12 protein-coding genes are annotated in these 18,497 nt (G+C 32.7%); 9 read left to right on the forward strand and 3 right to left on the reverse strand.

Features of this window, described 5'->3' with window-relative positions:
• Positions 1-23: 23 nt before the first annotated feature.
• Positions 24-1,727, reverse strand: coding sequence for an Ig-like domain-containing protein (locus tag RBH29_RS03475; protein WP_306695163.1), 1,704 nt, complete (start codon positions 1,725-1,727; stop codon positions 24-26).
• A gap of 419 nt (positions 1,728-2,146) precedes the next feature.
• On the opposite strand from RBH29_RS03475, the gene RBH29_RS03480 reads away from it, so the two are divergent.
• From RBH29_RS03480 to RBH29_RS03520, 9 genes are all read left to right on the forward strand, one after another.
• Positions 2,147-4,075, forward strand: coding sequence for a PrkA family serine protein kinase (locus tag RBH29_RS03480; protein WP_306695164.1), 1,929 nt, complete (start codon positions 2,147-2,149; stop codon positions 4,073-4,075).
• Positions 4,076-4,175: 100 nt separating this feature from the next.
• Positions 4,176-5,375, forward strand: a complete 1,200-nt coding sequence (gene yhbH / locus RBH29_RS03485; RefSeq protein ID WP_306695165.1) for a sporulation protein YhbH — start codon at positions 4,176-4,178, stop codon at positions 5,373-5,375.
• A gap of 12 nt (positions 5,376-5,387) precedes the next feature.
• A complete protein-coding gene (locus RBH29_RS03490; protein ID WP_306695166.1) occupies positions 5,388-6,776 on the forward strand; it encodes a SpoVR family protein in 1,389 nt (462 codons plus the stop codon).
• A gap of 85 nt (positions 6,777-6,861) precedes the next feature.
• Positions 6,862-8,208 (forward strand): type I glutamate--ammonia ligase, encoded by a 1,347-nt coding sequence (glnA, locus tag RBH29_RS03495; protein WP_306695168.1) that lies wholly within the window; start codon positions 6,862-6,864, stop codon positions 8,206-8,208.
• 170 nt (positions 8,209-8,378) lie between these two features.
• Entirely contained in the window at positions 8,379-9,542 is a 1,164-nt protein-coding gene (locus RBH29_RS03500) for an MFS transporter (protein WP_306695169.1), read from the forward strand.
• Positions 9,543-9,753: 211 nt separating this feature from the next.
• Positions 9,754-10,584: a purine-nucleoside phosphorylase gene (locus RBH29_RS03505; protein ID WP_306695170.1), complete on the forward strand. Its 831-nt coding sequence runs from the start codon at positions 9,754-9,756 to the stop codon at positions 10,582-10,584.
• Positions 10,584-11,825, forward strand: a complete 1,242-nt coding sequence (locus RBH29_RS03510; protein WP_306695171.1) for an adenosylhomocysteinase — start codon at positions 10,584-10,586, stop codon at positions 11,823-11,825. The genes RBH29_RS03505 and RBH29_RS03510 overlap by 1 nt, the downstream gene beginning before the upstream one ends.
• 71 nt (positions 11,826-11,896) lie before the next feature.
• Complete coding sequence (locus tag RBH29_RS03515) at positions 11,897-12,709, forward strand: methyltransferase domain-containing protein (RefSeq protein WP_306695173.1); 813 nt, start codon at positions 11,897-11,899, stop codon at positions 12,707-12,709.
• 17 nt (positions 12,710-12,726) lie between these two features.
• The gene (locus RBH29_RS03520) at positions 12,727-14,010 is read left to right on the forward strand and encodes an amidohydrolase (protein WP_306695174.1); all 1,284 of its coding nucleotides are present in this window, start codon (positions 12,727-12,729) and stop codon (positions 14,008-14,010) included.
• Positions 14,011-14,201: 191 nt separating this feature from the next.
• Here the strand turns inward: RBH29_RS03520 and RBH29_RS03525 are convergent, their stop codons facing one another.
• Both RBH29_RS03525 and RBH29_RS03530 read right to left on the reverse strand, forming a co-directional pair.
• Positions 14,202-16,097: a galactose-binding domain-containing protein gene (locus RBH29_RS03525; protein ID WP_306695175.1), complete on the reverse strand. Its 1,896-nt coding sequence runs from the start codon at positions 16,095-16,097 to the stop codon at positions 14,202-14,204.
• A gap of 235 nt (positions 16,098-16,332) precedes the next feature.
• Positions 16,333-18,120: a cellulase family glycosylhydrolase gene (locus tag RBH29_RS03530; RefSeq protein ID WP_306695176.1), complete on the reverse strand. Its 1,788-nt coding sequence runs from the start codon at positions 18,118-18,120 to the stop codon at positions 16,333-16,335.
• Between the last annotated feature and the right edge of the window lie 377 nt (positions 18,121-18,497).

Consider the following 18,497-nt stretch of genomic DNA (forward strand, 5'->3'; position numbering starts at 1 on the left):
TTTCTTTTTAGTGGAGATTATCTTTACTCACTTTTTGTAAGCTTAATCGTGTACCTTGAGACAATGCCAGGCAAAATGTTAATTTCAAAAGGTTCAGGGATAATATACTCTTTAGGAAATTTACTTTCTGAAAATTTTGCAATATAAGTTCCTTTTTCTTTTTTAAATACAGCGATGCCATCAGGGTTTGTTATTGAGTAGTATTTATCAGGCGTATCATTCGATTCTAAAATATCTTTTTTGTGTGTTTTAGAATTTTCAATTAAAAGTTCTATTTCTTCAAAAGGTTCATTATTATGGTCTAATATTTCTATTTCAATCACACCATAACTTTCTGATTCACTGTGCTTATCTAAGTTAATTGTAATGACAGTGGTTCCTACAGATATTAAATCAAAGTAAAAAGGTGATGGTAAAATATAATTATCCAATGGTGAAGCAGATAAAAAATCAATATGGAAAGTACCTTTTCTAAGATGAAACTTAGCTATTCCGGTGTTATCAGTGGTTTCTGTCAGATTATAATGTTTATTGCTGACTTCTGCTTTACCATCTACATTTATTTCAACATTTTCAACAGGTGCATTTGTGTCAGAGTCAACAAGGTTTATCTGTAATGTATAAATGTTTTCATTTTTTGCTGACACAACTTCTGTAACAGAGCTGGAATTGGTATATTTAGATATGATATTTGAAAAATTATTGGAGTTAAAATCCTTTCTGAAAGAATAAACATTATATCCTAGTCCTAAAAGAATACTTATAAATAAAAAAGTACATATGATATGTTTAAACAGATTTTTATAGTTTTTTATAAAAGTTAATTTAAACAGATTCTTATTGGCAATAAATTTTAAAAAAGTTTTTTTAAAGAGTATAATTATATAGGCTAAAAGGAATAAAGATATACCAGATAAAATACTCAATAGTGACAAAAGAGATGTAGAGTCTTGTATGTAAGATAACAGAGCGTTTAGATTTATGGGGATAGGCCACATAATTTCATTAAGTTGAACTGGGAGTAAGTTTTTAGAATAAATAAAAATACTAACACCCAAAATAACAAAAAGAATGCTGGAAAAAAAACAGACATTCAAAATCCACCCGAGGACGTTAGAAGGTTTTTTCATAATAATAATTTGAATTAAAAGCATGAATAGCACTGCTAGAAGAAAAAGTGCTGGCATTGAATTTATGCAAAAGAATAGAAACCTTATCAATAAAAATACATCTAAAATATCCCCCCGATTGAAAGACATTATAAGAGCATTTAAATTTACTCTTGTTATTTTACTTGAGACGTAGTTTGAATCAGTTGTTTCAATTTTATCGAAATTAGGTGGTTTCATATCTACATAAATATCAGGCAAAAATCTTCTTTTTCCATTAAAATATTGAAAAATATCTTGGTTAATTTTATCTAAATTTGTTCTAACCATTTCGGGAGAGGTTGAGTTTTCCAAAATATAAATAATTTCTTTTTGTTGCTGACTTAATTCAGAAGATTGTCCTTTTATAAGGCTTACAACATCTTCTCGGGAGTCATCAATTATTTTTTGTGTCTCAACATAAATTTCATTTTTTTCAAACATATTTTTATGAAAATCCGAAGTCATAACAGTGTTTATTAAAATTAGTGCTAACACTGCTAAAAATAAAAGAAATCCGGAAATTATAGATGTAAGTACATTAGATATATTTTTAATATAATAAGAGAAAGTATGCATAAATAGCCTCCTAAAAAAAGTTAGGGGTATATGAGTCTTATATATATTATAGCATTAAATAACTCTAAAAGTCTTAGGGAAAATATGGAGGAAGAAATATTATAGTTTTTTAGTTTAAAATATGTTATAATATTAATTATAATGTTAACAGCAATTCTATCAGCTTAATAAAAAAGCTTTTTCAATACGTTAGTTTGATTATCAAAATTTATCATTGTAAGTATTTTTACTTGGTTCAGTAATATTATGAAAATATAAAACTTATAATACCTTAGGGAAAATTAAAAAACTTTGTATATGCTTTTGCATAATTTTGGTATTTATATATATACTTTACTTGTTCGCAATTTAAAGTTATTAACAATTAATGGTATCCACAAACAAAACAATTATTTTAAGAAAGTGAGGGGGCATAATTAATGGGAAAATGTGATTTTTCAAGCATTATTCAAAAAGACAGAGAGGTGAATAAAGCTAAGAAGTTTGAAGGTACTTTTTTAGAATATCTTGACATTGTTAAAGGGGATCCTGAAATCACCATGCTTTCTCATCATAGAATGTATAAGCTTATGACAGAGCCAGGGATTGAAGTGATTAAGACAGATGAAAATCCAAGACTTCGTAGGATATATGGTAATGATACAATAAAGAAATATAAATTCTTTGACAGTGAATTTTTTGGAATTGACAGAACCATAATGAAAATTGTAAGATATTTTCATTCAGCTGCAATGGCAGGCGAAGAATCAAGACAGGTGCTTTATCTAGTTGGGCCTGTTGGTGCAGGGAAATCTTCTTTAATGGAAGTTATGAAGAGAGCTTTAGAAACAAGTCCACCTGTTTATGCATTAAAGGGATGTCCAATTAGAGAAGAACCGCTTCATCTGGTACCAAAACATTTGCGAAAAGAGTTTGAAGAAATATTAGGTGTTAAAATTGAAGGAGATTTATGTCCAGTTTGCAGGTACAGGTTAAAAAATGAGTTAAATGGTGAATATGAAAAATTCCCTGTTGAAACAGTGGATTTTTCTATAAGGTCAAGAAAAGGAATAGGTGTTGTACCTCCAGTTGATCCAAATAATCAGGATACTTCTGTTTTAATTGGAAGTGTTGATATTTCCAAGATTGATTTATACCCTGAAGATGACCCTAGGGTTTTATCTTTAAATGGGGCTTTTAATGTAGGAAATAGAGGTATTGTTGAATTTATAGAGGTGTTTAAAAATGAAACGGAATATTTGCATACAATGATTACTGCTACTCAGGAAAAGTCAGTTCCTTCTCCAGGAAAAGGCTCAATGGTTTATTTTGATGGAATAATTTTAGCACATTCAAATGAGGCAGAATGGAATAAATTTAAATCTGATCATACAAATGAAGCTATACTAGATAGAATTGTAAAAATCGAAGTTCCATATTGCTTAGAACTTGATGAAGAAATTAAGATATATGAGAAAATACTTAAGAAAAGCAATTTTAAGGCTCATATATCACCGCACACAATTAAAATTGCATCAATGTTTGCTATTCTTACAAGATTAGCACCATCAAATAAAGTTGATTCTATGACAAAACTTAAGATTTATAACGGAGAAGAAGTGGTTGAAAAAGGAATGACTAAAAAAGTAGATGTTTTTGAACTGCGTGATGAAGCACAAAGAGAAGGTATGACAGGCATATCTACAAGGTTTGTAATGAAGGTACTTGATATTACTCTGTCAGAATCAGATCATAACTGTATAAATCCTATTTCTGTAATGGAAACTTTGGTTAAATCTGTAAAAGAACTTTCTATTGGAGGAGAAGAAAAAGAGAGATATCTAAGGTTTATTCAAGACAGTGTGAGAAAAGAGTATAATAAAATATTGGAAAAAGAAATAACAAAGGCTTTTATTCATGGATATAGAGAACAGGCAGAGAGTCTTTTCAACAATTATTTAGACCATGCAGAAGCCTGTGTTAATAAAACAAAAATAAAAGACAGAAATACAGGTGAAGAATTAGAGCCTGATGAAAAATTCTTAAGGTCAATCGAAGAACAGATTGGAATTACAGATACTGCAGCTAAGGGATTTCGTTCAGATGTGACAGCCTATATGTTTTATGTTTTAAGAAACGGTGGTAAGCTTGACTTTAATAGTTATGAACCTTTAAAGGAAGCAATTGAGAAAAAACTTACTGCATCTGTAAAAGAACTTAGCAGAGTTATTACACAGGCAAAAGTTAGAGATAAGGAACAGAGCAGCAAGTTTGACACTATGGTAGAAGAAATGAAGAAAAATGGTTATTGTGACCATTGCTGTAATGTTATATTAAAATATGCATCAAACAACTTATGGAAAGACTAAGCATTAGTCTAGGTTATACCCCGGGATATTGAATGCATAAACTGTACGTTATTCAATATATTGAAGTGAACGAATAATATACTGCCAGGGGGTGATAGAGATGGCGATATTTCGTGAATATGTAAACAGTGGGAAAGATCGGTCGGCTGAAGATAGAAGGAGACATAAAGAGCTTGTAGAAAAATCTATTAAAAAAAATATAGGTAATATTATTGCCGAGGAAAGTATTATAGGTCAAAATAAGGATAAAAAAATTAAAATTCCTATAAAAGGAATTAAAGAATATAGGTTTATATATGGAAATAATGGACCACAGGCGGGTTCAGGAGATGGAAATGAAAAAAGAGGCGATAAAATAGGTGAGGAAAAAGCTAAAAAAATCGGGCAAGGGGATGGCCAAGCAGGAAATCAAGAAGGAGAAGACATTTATGAGACAGAGGTTACAATCGAAGAACTTATAAAGTATTTATTTGATGATCTAAATCTTCCAGACATAGACAGAAAAAAGCTTGCTGATGTAGAATCTATTAGAAGTATAAAGAACCTTGGTTATAAACGAAAAGGTATTCCGCCAAGATTGGCAAAAAAAAGATCTGTTATTGAAAAAATAAAGAGAAAGCAGGGATATAAAAGAAATAACGGAGATATTGATAACTTAAAAGAAGAGAATAATATTGATGAACAGGAAAAGGGAAAAAAGAGATTTCCTTTTATGGAAGATGATTTAAGATATAGAAGGGTTAGAGAAGATTATAAGAAAGATTTCAATGCAGTGGTAATATGTATTATGGATGTATCAGGTTCTATGGATCAAACTAAGAAGTATATGGCAAGAAGTTTTTACTTTTTGCTATATCAGTTTATAAGGCTTAAATATTCCAATGTTGAAGTTATATTTGTAGCTCATACAACTGTTGCTAAAGAAGTTAATGAAGATGAGTTTTTTCACAAAGGTCAATCAGGTGGAACCTATATAAGCAGTGGATATGAAAAGGCTCTTGAAATTATTGAACAAAGATATAACCCATCTAGCTGGAATATCTATGCTTTTCATTGCAGTGATGGCGATAACTGGTCAGAGGACAATAAAAGAGCAGTGGATACGGCCAATAAACTCTGTGAAGTATGCAATCTTTTTGGATATGGAGAAATAGTTCCAGGTTACTATTCATCATACAGCACAATGAAGGAAGAGTACAAGAAAAATGTCAGCAAAAAGAATTTCTCAATTATTACAATGACAAAAAAAGATGATATTTTACCTGGATTAAAGAAACTTTTAGAAAAAGAAGGGGAGTAAGGGGGTGGGTGTATGTCCGAATACAGCATAAAAGAACTTTTAGAGTGGAATGAAAAAATTGAAAATATAGTTTTTGAAGAAGGACTTAACTGCTATGAACAGGAGTTTGAAATATGCAGTTATGAGGATATGATAGGTTATGAGACGTATGTGGGGATGCCTTCTCATTATCCTCATTGGAGCTATGGAAAACAGTATGAAAGAAAGAAAACTCTCCACAGATACAATTTAACAGGGCTTCCGTATGAAATGGTGATTAATTCAGATCCATGTATAGCATATTTAATGAAAGATAACACATTGCTTTTACAGATTTTGACGATTGCTCATGTCTATGGTCACAATGACTTTTTTAAAAACAATAGATTATTCAAGCAGGCAACCAGAGCTAAAGATACGGTAGAGATGTTTAAAAATCATGCAAATAGAATACGTGAATATATTCAAGATCCTGGAATAGGATATTCAAAGGTTGAAAAAATATTAAATGCAGCCCATGCTATTAAGTTTCACATATATAGAAATATAGGTGAAAAATTACTTTCTGAAGAGCAAAAGAAAAATGCTCTTTTAGAGAGGTTTAGAAAACCTAAAAGTGAGTATCCTATACTTGAGCCAAAACCTGTCAAGGAAGAAACACCACCGGATTTCAAGAAAATACCTATAGAGCCACAGGAAGATATTTTACTATTTATTATGGACTATGGAAAGCTTTTAGATTGGGAAAAAGACATTTTAAACATTGTGAGAGAAGAAACCATATATTTTATTCCTCAGATTGAAACCAAAATAATGAATGAGGGATGGGCAAGTTACTGGCACTATAACATATTAAAAAAGCTTAATCTTAGTCAGGAGCTACATCTAGAATTCTTAAAAAGGCATAATCAGGTTATAAAACCTCACTTAGGTCAAATTAATCCTTATTACATGGGATTTAAAATAATTGAAAACATTAAAAGCAAATATGCAGATAATCCAAAAAAAATATTTGAAGTAAGAGAAGTTGAAAGAGATCAATCATTTATTAGAAGATATTTAACAAAAGAACTCTGTGAAGAAATGAATCTTTTTGAATATATGAAACTGGGTAAAAATTACGTTGTAACCGAGGTAGCAGATCAAGAGGGATGGAAGACTATAAGAGATGCAATTGCAAGTAATACAGGTTTAGCTGGTGTACCTGTTATAAAAGTCTTAGAATGGGTTCAAAAAGACAATATGCTTATACTAGAACATCAGTATGATGGAAGAGAACTAGAGCTTAGTTTTGCATATGAAACATTAAAGCATATAAGTGACCTATGGGAAGGGAAAGTTATGCTTGTTACAAAACTTGATAATAGAAGGAAATTTATTACCTGTGACGAACAAAAAAGAGTTAGATTGACAGATGGATAATACTAACTTGAATGTTTAGTATGCTTGTGGTAATATTTTTTATGTAATAAATAATAAAAATAAGAAAGGAAGTATCAATGTTGTTATGTGTGACGAAGAAGCTCATAATTGTAAAAAGGAACTTATAAGAAAAGATATCGCTAAAAGAGGAGTTGAACTAATTAGACTGCAATTTATAGATATATTTGGGTTTGCCAAAAATGTATCTATTACTCCTGATGAACTGGACAGTGCTCTTGATGGAGAGCTTATGTTTGATGGTTCTTCTGTAGATGGCTATGGTCGAATAGAAGAATCTGATATGTATTTAGTACCAGATTTAGAAACTTTTGCTCCCTTTTCATGGAATCCTGAAAAGACCGGAGTAGCTCATATCATTTGTAATGTATATGGTCCAGATAAAAAGCCTTTTATTGGATGTCCAAGAAACATATTGAAACGATCTTTAGCAAAAGCAAAAGAATTAGGGTATGAGTTTAATGTAGGTCCAGAAGGGGAATTCTTTTTATTTCCTTTAGATAAAAAGGAGCAACCTGTATTTAATACTCATGATGATGCAGGCTACTTTGACCTTTCTCCTGTTGATCGAGGAGAAGATGCAAGGCGAGATATGATTGTAACCATGAAAAAACTTGGGTTTTCAATTGAGACATCTCACCATGAGGTGGCTCCAGGTCAGCATGAAATTGATTTTAAATATGACGAAGCTTTAAAGGCTGCTGACCAGTGGATAATTTTTAAACAGATTGTTAAAAGTATTGCTAACAATCATGGTTTATATGCATCCTTTATTCCGAAACCTTTTTCAGGTGAAAATGCAAATGCTATGCATTGTAATCAATCATTAAAAATAAATGGCGATAACGGCTTTCATGACCCAGATGATCCATTAGGGTTAAGCCAAATTGCAAAATATTACATTGGAGGACTTATAAAACATGGTAAGGGCATTGCAGCTATATGCAATCCAACAGTAAACTCTTATAAAAGGCTGGTTCCGGGCTACGAAGCACCAACTAATATATCTTGGTCTTGTTGTAATCGTTCTACTTTTATCAGAATTCCATTGTCAAGAGGTGAAAGAACACGATTGGAATTGAGGACTCCTGATCCAACAGCAAATCCATATCTTGTTTTTGCAGTAATGCTTAGTGCAGGTTTAGATGGTATTATAAATAAAATAGATCCTCCAGAAGATATAAAGGAAAACGTGGGTGACATTCCTAAAGAAGTTTTATGCGATAATAACATAGCCAATTACCCAAATGATTTGGAAGAAGCTTTAGATGAGATGGAAAAAGATCCACTTATTAAAGAGACGTTGGGAAAACATGCATATCGTACATTTATACGCTCAAAGCGTGCCGAATGGAGGGAATTCGAACAGGAAGTTCACCCTTGGGAAATTAAAAAATATTTCAGAAGCTATTAAAATAAACATATAAATTTAAGTTAAATAGATTTTCTTCTAAGGCTCCACCTTCCATAAGGTGGAGTTGCTTAATATATACATCCCAATTCCCTTGCATTTATGGACATTGTGAAAATAGAAGTGTACAATAAGTATATTATCACTTTTGTATATGTAAGGAGAAAGATAATTTGAAAAATACTCAACACATGAAAAATTATCCTTTTATATTTCCAGCTTTTTATGTTTTAATATATATGGCTCTGGCTGTGTTTAGCGTTTTTTTACCTGTTTACCTTGATAGTTTAGAGTATAGTGGTACACAGATAGGTATATTGCTTGCAATAGGCTCTTTTGTCGCCATATTTTCACAGCCCTTTTGGGGAATTGCCTGTGACAGGGCTAAAACAAAAAATAGCGTTATAAAACTTTTATTGATAATGACCAGTTTTATAATGCTTTTATTTTATCTTTCTGAAAGCTTTTATTATTTGTTTTTTATATTAGTTATACTTTCTTTTTTTCAAACACCTGTTTTCCCTATTAGCGATGCAATTACTCTTGAATATATGGCTCCAACTAGGTGGAAGTTTGGACCAATTAGACTTGCCGGAACCATGGGGTATGCTTTGATGGCTGTAATAGCAGGGGCTATCATAGATAAAAATATTAGTGGAATATTTTTTATTTCTTTTTTGCTTGGCTTGGTAACATTTTCATCAGTATTTAAAATACCAAAAGTAAAAGGTCATCAAGCAACAGGGCGAAAAATATCAATAATTGAATTATTTAAAAACAAAGAATTAATGATATTTATGGGTTTTACCGTTGCAATTCATTCAACCCTTGCATTTTATAATACTTTTTTTGGTATATATTATACAGGTATAGGAGCTGATAGTTCACTTTTAGGATGGGCTATTTTTATCGCATCAGTAAGCGAAGTGTTTTTTCTTTTATGGGGAGACAGAGTAATAGATAAGCTGGGTATAAAGTCAACTTTATTGGGAGCTGGACTAATTTGTGCAATAAGGTGGGGAGTATTGGGGCTTTCAAATAATATCTATATAATAATGCTGTCTCAAGTACTTCATGGCTTTACATTCATTGTACTTGCTTATTCTATGGCTACCTATATTAATAACGAAGTTCCTAAGGAATTAAGAGCATCAGGACAAACTTTAAATGCAGTTATATGTTTAGGACTGTCTAGAATAATAGGAAGCATAGGAGGGGGAATATTTAGTGATTTTGTAGGAGTGAAACAGGTTTTCTTATATGCTTCTCTGATTATTTTTTTATCCCTTTGCATTTTTAAACTTATATTTAAGTATAGCAATTTACAAAAAACCTAATTTTTAAAAATCACCACACTTAGCATTATAAAGAGTATGAAAAATAGATTGTAGTTAGATGCAAAAATAATGAATATAGGTGTAAATGGACGTTGATAATTTTAAATAACTATTATATAATTTACATGTGGATAAGATTTTAAATTTAGTTTACCCTATAAAAAGGAGATTTTTGCTCTGTAAAAAACAACAATAAAAAAGGAGGCAAATAATGGCGGATATAATAAGCAATATAAGAGAAGCTGGAGAATATATAAAGAAAAAAATAGGTAGGGAACCTCAAATTGCAATTATTTTGGGATCTGGATTAGGGCCTTTAGTAAATGAAATTAAAGATACAGTTGAGATAGATTATAATGATATTCCAGGATTTCCTGTAACAACTGTTGAAGGTCATGATGGGAAGCTGGTATTTGGTAAGCTTGGGGATAAATACATACTTGCGATGAAAGGACGCTTTCATTACTATGAAGGTCATGATATTTCTAGGGTGGTATTTGCCACAAGAGTTTTTAAAATTATGGGAATAAATAATCTGATTGTTACAAATGCTGCCGGGGGAATAAATAAAGATTTTAATCCAGGAGATTTGATGATAATTAAAGATCATATTGGATTTTTTGCACCATCCCCTTTAAGAGGAGAAAATATTGGTGAATTTGGAGTGAGATTTCCTGATATGAGCAAAGTGTACAATCCAAAACTTATAGAACTTTGCAAAAATGCTGCTTCAAAAGAAGGGGTAAATGTAAAAGAAGGAGTATATATTTTTGCAAAAGGTCCTATGTATGAGACACCTTCAGAAATAAAAGCACTGAGTGTTTTAGGCGCTGATGCAGTTGGAATGTCTACCGTCCCAGAGGTTATTGTTGCAAAGCACGCTGGCATGGATATTTTGGGGATTTCATGTATAACAAATATGGCAGCGGGAATACTGGATCAACCTTTAAATCACAAAGAAGTTATGCAGACAGCAAAAGTTGCTGAAAAGAATTTTATATCTTTAGTTAAAAGGTTAATAACTGATTGGGAGGTACAGTAATGAATAAAATAAAAAATATTGATATGGCAGAGTCAGGAGAGAAAAAAATAGAATGGGTAAGAAAAAATATGCCTCTTTTAAGAAGTCTTGAGGAGGAGTTTTCAAAGACAAAGCCATTTAAAGGATTACGAGTATCAGTATCAGTTCACTTAGAAGCTAAAACTGCATATCTTTCAAAAGTTTTGGCTATGGGTGGAGCAGAAGTATCGGTAACAGGAAGTAATCCTTTATCTACACAAGATGATGTAGCAGCTGCATTAGCTAAATATGGTCTTATGGTATATGCATGGTATAATGCTACAGAAGAAGAATACAAAGAGCACTTAAATCTTGTATTAGGAGATAAACCAAATATTATAATTGATGATGGAGGAGATCTTGTAAATCTTCTTCATACTAAAAAGAAAGAACTTTTGCCACATGTTATGGGTGGCTCAGAAGAGACTACTACAGGGATTTTAAGATTAAAGGCAATGGAAAAGGAAGGTGTATTGCAGTTTCCGATGGTTGCTGTAAATAATGCCTACTGTAAGTATCTTTTTGATAACAGATACGGAACTGGTCAGTCTGTCTGGGATGGAATAAACAGAACTACAAACCTTATTGTAGGGGGAAAAGATGTTGTTGTTGTAGGATATGGCTGGTGTGGTAAAGGTATAGCAATGAGAGCTAAAGGGCTTGGGGCATCGGTTATTGTATGTGAAATTGATCCTATAAAAGCGGCAGAAGCAGTTATGGATGGATTTAAAGTTATGACTATGGAAAAAGCCTCGTCTATAGGTGATGTATTTGTAACAGTTACAGGATGCAGCAAAGTTATACATGGTGAGCATTATAAGAATATGAAAGATGGAGCTATACTTTGTAATGCAGGACACTTTGATGTTGAAGTTTCTGTACCGGAACTAGAAGAAATGGCTTGTGAGAAAAAAGAGCAGAGAAAAAATATAATGGGATATAAAATGGAAGATGGAAGATGGATTAATATTTTAGCAGAAGGAAGGCTGGTTAATCTTGCAGCAGGTGATGGACATCCAGCTGAAATAATGGATATGAGCTTTGCTCTTCAGGCACTTAGTGCTAAATATGTTGTGGAAAACTATAGCCAGCTTGGCAACAAAGTAGTGGATGTTCCAGATGAAATTGATAAAAGAGTTGCACAAATGAAGCTAAAATCTTGGGGAATAGAAATAGACCAATTGACAGATGAGCAAAAAAAGTATTTGGAAAGCTGGTGCTAAAAGCACAAAGGAAAAGATAAGAGATTTCTTATGCTTCCTTTTTTGAATGATAGCATAACGAGGTGTATGTGATGGAAAAAGAAATTCTTACTTTAGAAGAGGCAGCAGAGCTTTTTGGGGTAAGTGTAAAGACATTTATTAAACTTCTTAAAGAAGAAAGAGTACCTGCAAGAAAAATAGGAAGAGAGTGGAGATTTAGCAGAAAAGCTCTTATAGAATGGCTTTCAATAGGGGACTCTCAGTCTTATTCAGCTAGTGAGGGGGATACAAAAGAATACTATAATCAAATTGCCCCTAAATGGGAAGAAATTCGCAAAAATTATTATGATGAATCAATTAAAAATCATCTTCTTAACTTAGGAATACTTAAAAAAGATAAAACTGTTATTGATTTAGGTTCTGGGAATGGATATATATCAACAGCTGTGGCAAAGCATGTGAAAAAAGTTATAGCTGTTGATATATCTAAAGAAATGATAAAAGAACTAAAGAAAAATGCAAAAATAAATGGTATCAAGAACATTGACACTATAGAGAGTAATAGTATAGATATTCCTGTAGAAGACGAGGCAGTTGATATGGTTTGTGCAAATATGTTTCTTCATCATAAAGACGAGCCAGAATTTGCAATTAAAGAAATAAAAAGAGTGCTAAAGCCAGATGGTATTGTTTTTTTATCTGATTTTTATGAACATAGGGATATGGAACTTAAAGAAAAAATGCATGATATATGGCTTGGGTTTAGCAGTGGAAAAATAAAAAAATGGTTCTCTGACTGTGGATTTGTTGATATAGAGATTACTACAGTGAGGCAAAATGAAAAAGAGAATGCCAAAACTTCAAAGGCAAAAATATTTGCACTTACAGCGGTTAAAAAACAATAGTTACAAGGAGAATTTTTGTGAAGATATTAATTAAAAATGTTGATATAATTACATGTGATGATTCAGAAAAAGTAATCAAGGATGCATTTGTAACAATTAAAAATGGATATATAGAGTATATTGGCAAAAATCAAAAAGAGGATTTTAAACCTGACAGGATTATTGATGGAAAAAATAAAGTTTTAATGCCAGGATTAATTAATGCTCATACCCATTGTGGAATGACCATTTTAAGAAATTATGCAAATGATCTTAAGTTGGAAGATTGGCTTTTTAATAATATTCTTCCTACAGAAGAAAAGCTTTCACCAGAAGATATATATTGGGGTACTTTATTGGGGATTACCGAGATGATTAAAACTGGCACAACTACTTTTTTGGATATGTACCTGCACATGAATCAGGTTGCAAAAGCAGTATGTGATGCTGGAATTAGAGCTAATCTTTCAAAAAACCCATTAGATTTTGATGAAAATGGAAAAATAACAAAAGAAGATTATAGTTTTTTTAAAAAATGGCACAATGCAGAAAATGGAAGGATTAAAACATCTTTTGAAGTGCATTCTGTATACCTTTTTAATGAGGAATCATTAACCCAATCTGCAAAATGTGCAAAAGAGCTGGGTACAAGAATAAATATACATATACTTGAGACTGAACGTGAAAGAAAAGACAGCCTAAAAATGTATAAAATGAGTCCAGTGGAAATAGCCCTTAAAACAGGAATTTTAGATGTGCCTGTAACGGCAGCTCACTGTATACATTTATCTCAAAATGATTTTGATATAATAAAAGAAAAAGGGGTGGATGTGGTTCATAACCCCAGCAGTAATTTAAAGCTTGGAAGTGGCATAGCAAAAGTGCCTGAACTTTTAAAATCAGAAGTAAATGTATCATTGGGAACTGATGGAGCAGCTAGCAACAACAATCTTAACATGATGGAAGAAATGCATTTAGCTGCACTGATTCACAAAGGAGTCAAAATGGATCCAACATGTGTTAAGGCATATGATGTTTTAAAGATGTCAACTGTTAATGGTTCAAAAGCTTTAGATTTTGAAAAAGAGACAGGACTTATAAAACAGGGAATGAAAGCAGATGTTATATTAATTGATATGGACAAACCTCATATATGTCCTGTAAATGATCCAGTCTCAGCAGTTGTATATTCAGCTCAAGGTTCTGATGTAGATACTGTAATTATTGATGGAAATATAGTAATGGAAAAAGGAGAGCTTAAAACCATTGATGAAGAGAGGGTTAAATTTCAGGTAAATAAAACAGCAAAAAGAATTATTTGATTTTCCAAACGTTGAGTTTTAGGCAGAGAGAAAAAAAGTTAAGCATCAGGTGACGTGAAATTTCACCTGATGCGTTTTAAAGCCATTTTCTACAAGGTAGAAGTATATAATTTTTGATTATTTTGATGTCAATAAATGTGCCAGTGTTTTTGTTAAAATTCAGGCTAACTAATTTGTTTTAAAGCTTAAGCTTAATCACCAGTCAATCTGTTTCCTTCTGCTACAGTATTATCTCCTTCTATTACAAGGTCTCTTGATCTGTTTGAGCCTGCTGTTCTTAAATCATTGTTTAAAATAAAGTTTGAGTCTGTTCCGCCACCAGCTGTTTCCCTAATACCAAAAACTTGCTGACGGCTAGCACCTCTATCATCATATACTCTTAAGTTTTGTATGGTAACGTTTCGTGTTGCACTTCCACCTGAATTTGGATCAGTTGCAATTCTAACAGCTTCATCACAATTGTTATTCCAAACCACCCCACCGTCTATTACTGTATCCTGAGCATTTTGAATTAACATTCCATGACCGGTACAACCTGATATATAGACATAATCAATGGTAGTTCCATGACTGCCGGAAACGCTGAAAAAACCTCTTCCACATTCTCTTGCTGTTAAACTTTCAACAGTTACATTAGGTCCGTTTCCATTTGCGACTCTAAAGCCAGCATATCCACCGCCATAATTTGCTCTGTATGCATCTATTGTTCCTATTTGGGCATTTCTTGAATCATTGAGTAACAGGCCGCATCCACCAGTATTTCTTGTTACAATTTCCTCAATTATTATACCGTCAATTCCGTAAGTTTCAAATCCATGACTTCTGGTTCCCTCCACACGCATTTCACCAGTTACTGTGAGATTGGTTGTTCTTACAGGTCTATCTCTATGATTATCAACTCTTATTCCTAAGCCTACTTCAGGTGCTTGACTTAATTCTAAAACTACATTGTGAAAGTGAACATCTGAACATCCCCTAAACCAAACTGCGTATCTTGGTGCTCCTGTCATATTCATATTTCGAACGGTTATACCATCTACATTTTCAGCATATAGAGGTATTGCACCTGTGGAACTGTTAATTGTATTTCCGTGAAAATCTAATGTTTGATTAGTTTCTGGTCTTATTCTATCGCTAATATCTCCAGAATTTCGTATATTAATTGTTCCATCTGACATTCTGCCACATGCTGCATTAATTGCCTCAACCATACTTGAACCTGTATAAACGGTATTTCCATCAGGCAGAGTTGCTGTCCACGTATTTCCTGAACGAGATACCTCTGCACTAGATGTATCAGGTGGAGGTGTTGGAGTGATAACGGGTGTAGGTACGGGAGCAGGAGTAACAGCTTCCTGAGCAGGAAATACATCTACTATTTCAAGAAGAAAGCGTCTCATTAAGGTGGCATCACTTGAATCAATTAGTCCGTCACCGTTTACATCGGCTGCTTGTAAGCCTTTTGAATAAGGAAAGTCGTTTATTATATCTAAAATATATCTTTTAAGCAGCGTATAGTCTGACGAATCAATAACACCATCTCCGTTTAAGTCTCCATACATAAGATCTGATGTTGTAGAAGAAGTAAATACTGAAAAGTCATGGAAACTTGCCCAAGTTCTATCTGTAAGTCCAGTAATAGTTATTCTTACATATCGTACATTTTCGGCTGTAAAAGTATCATATGCAATTTGAGATGAACTTGCATTGTTTGATTTATCAACGGCAACAGACCAGTTTGTGTTATCAGGGGATACTTCTATTATATATTGATAAAGGCTGTCTTGTTCCCATGTAACTTGCGTTGCTGAAATATTATATGTATCCTCTAAATCTACCATCCACCAGTGGTTTGCATCACCATTTTCAGCACACCAGCGGGTATTCATGTTTCCGTCATTTCCATTTGAAGTCAGATTATTTTGACTTGTTTGTTCAGAGCTGCTAAAAGCTGGTTTATCCAAAGCTATATTAGTAGATGCCATTGCAACATCTGAATTCCACAACCAGTTTGAAGTAATCAAAAAAAGAGCTAAAACAAAAAATAGCATAAACATAGCTTTTTTGAAATTAGAAATAATTTTCATACATGTTCTCCCTTTATTAATTTTTTGTCTTAGGTAATGGCTAAAAAATACATCTGATTCTCATCGTTCAAAATCCGCTAAATCATCGGAATTTTGTCCTTGAGAATAGGGCGTTATTTCTAAGACATTCCTAAGTAAAATTATATCACAATATGTAATGTAAATATTATAAATTTTAGAAATAAAAGCAGCAGATTTAAATCTGCTGCTTTTATTTACTTCTAAGTTTTCTTTACTAAAGACTATCTATAATATCAAGCAAGTAACGACTTAATAATATTGCATCTGATGAGTCAATTACTCCGTCGCCATTTATATCTGCTGCTAATCTGGCTTCTGGTGTAGCGAACGAATCATTAATTTCTAAAATATATCTTGTCAATAAAGTATAATCTGTTGAATCAATGTTTCCATCGTTATTAATATCTCCAAGTGTATAGCTACCTGTTGGAGGTGAGTCTTCCAGTTCAAAACTCATCCAGTTAATATTAAATAGTTCACCATCAGCGTAAAATCTTAATGTCTGTTGCCCTTCATTTAAAGTTATATCAGTTGATATGGTAGTCCAATTTTGCCAATCGCCGGTATTAGGAACTGAAACATTGGCAAGAATGTTGTTATCACTTCTTAAAGAGAATCTTCCAGCGTCAGATTGGCTTGCCACTCTAAATTCAACAGTGTAAGTTCCAGCTGTTTCAACATCTACATTGTAGTCTAGCCAATCTCCAACGTCAATGTAACCTACGTTTTGTCCTCCTTCTTCACAATCTTCAACTTCAATTCCGCTCATATCATCATAGTTTTCTGCTTGAATTGTACCTGGTATTGTTTTGGTTGTCGGTTGATGAGGCGGATCGGTAGGTGTAGGAGGGTCAGTAGGTGTAGGAGGGTCAGTAGGTGTAGGAGGGTCAGTAGGTGTAGGAGGGTCAGTAGGTGTAGGAGGATCGGTAGGAGTAGGAGGGTCAGTAGGAGTAGGAGTAGGTGTTGTTGTAGGTGGTGATGGTGGATTGTAGTTTTCTCCAACAGCTGATTTTACAAACCTTCCTGATTCAGTTAAGTTAGCATCAGTCCATCCACCGTAGGCACTTGCACCAGGATTAAGTGCAGCAGAGGATTCAACTTTATCAGTAAGTGACCAGTTTACCCAGCTGATATCTCTTTGATTTAAGAAATCAAGCCATGTCTGTGATGGTGGAATGTAAGGACCGCCGTCTCCAGTTGCGTCACTGGTTCCCCATTCACTTACAAATATAGCGGCGTCTCTGTCCATTGCATAGTCTATCCTATCTCTAAGTTCCTGTCCGTGAGTTCCTGCGTAGAAGTGAAGAGTATACATAACATCGTCAAAACTTAAAGGATTGTCAGCAGCGTCATGAATATCCTGACTCCAAGTACCAGTACCTACTAACACTATGTTATTGGGGTCATTTGAACGGATAACTGGAATAACTTCCTCAGCATATGGTTTAATTTGTCCGTCCCAGTTTACTGGTCCATTTGGCTCATTACATATTTCATAAATAACATTTGGATAATCACCAAATCTTCTTGACATTTCATCAAAAAAGCTCTTTGATTCATTTATGTATTGATTTGGGTCACCATCTTCTAGTATATGCCAATCTATAATTACATATATACCTAAATCAATACATGCTTCCACAGCTTCTATTACTTTATCTTTAACTGATGGATTATGAATATATCCTTGAGAATCAGTATACATAGCTGCACGAAAGACTGTTATTCCCCAATCATCTCTCATCCACTTGATGCTGTCGTAGTTAACAAACTGAGGATACCATTGAAGTCCATGGGAGCTAATACCTCTTAATTGAATAGGTTGTCCATGCTGATTGCACAGTTGATTTCCAATAACCTGAAGTTGACCGTGTGTTTCTACAAAATCAGATGATGCATAACTATTACTAACTCCAAACATAGCAAATGCAGAGAAAATAACAGTTAAAGCCAGAGCTACTGAAAGTACTTTAAAAGATTTTTTGCTTTTCAAAAAAAACATTTTATCTCCTCCTAAATTAAAAATAATAAAAAAATAAACTGTTGTCATCTTTGCTTTGGTAAATTAAGACAAGTTAAATCCTCCCTTCTATAGACTTATTTATAAACAGTACTGTTTATGTTAGGATTATAAAAAACAGTACAATAAAAACAATGTATTTATTTATAGAATTATTACTAAATATTTTTATAACTAAGGGATTTAAATATTTTATTAAAATATAAAACTTGTACTAAATATAATTAATTTTTTTAATAAAATGTTATTAGATATGTTATTTGGCCTAAAGGTAGAAATCATTAAATATAGATTCCCATTTTACATCATATTAATTAACATGATGTAAAATGGAATTTGTATTTGCAAGTGTTTCTTAT

Origin of the sequence: Herbivorax alkaliphila, assembly GCF_030848475.1 — a bacterium.
Classification (GTDB): Bacteria; Bacillota; Clostridia; order Acetivibrionales; family Acetivibrionaceae; genus Herbivorax.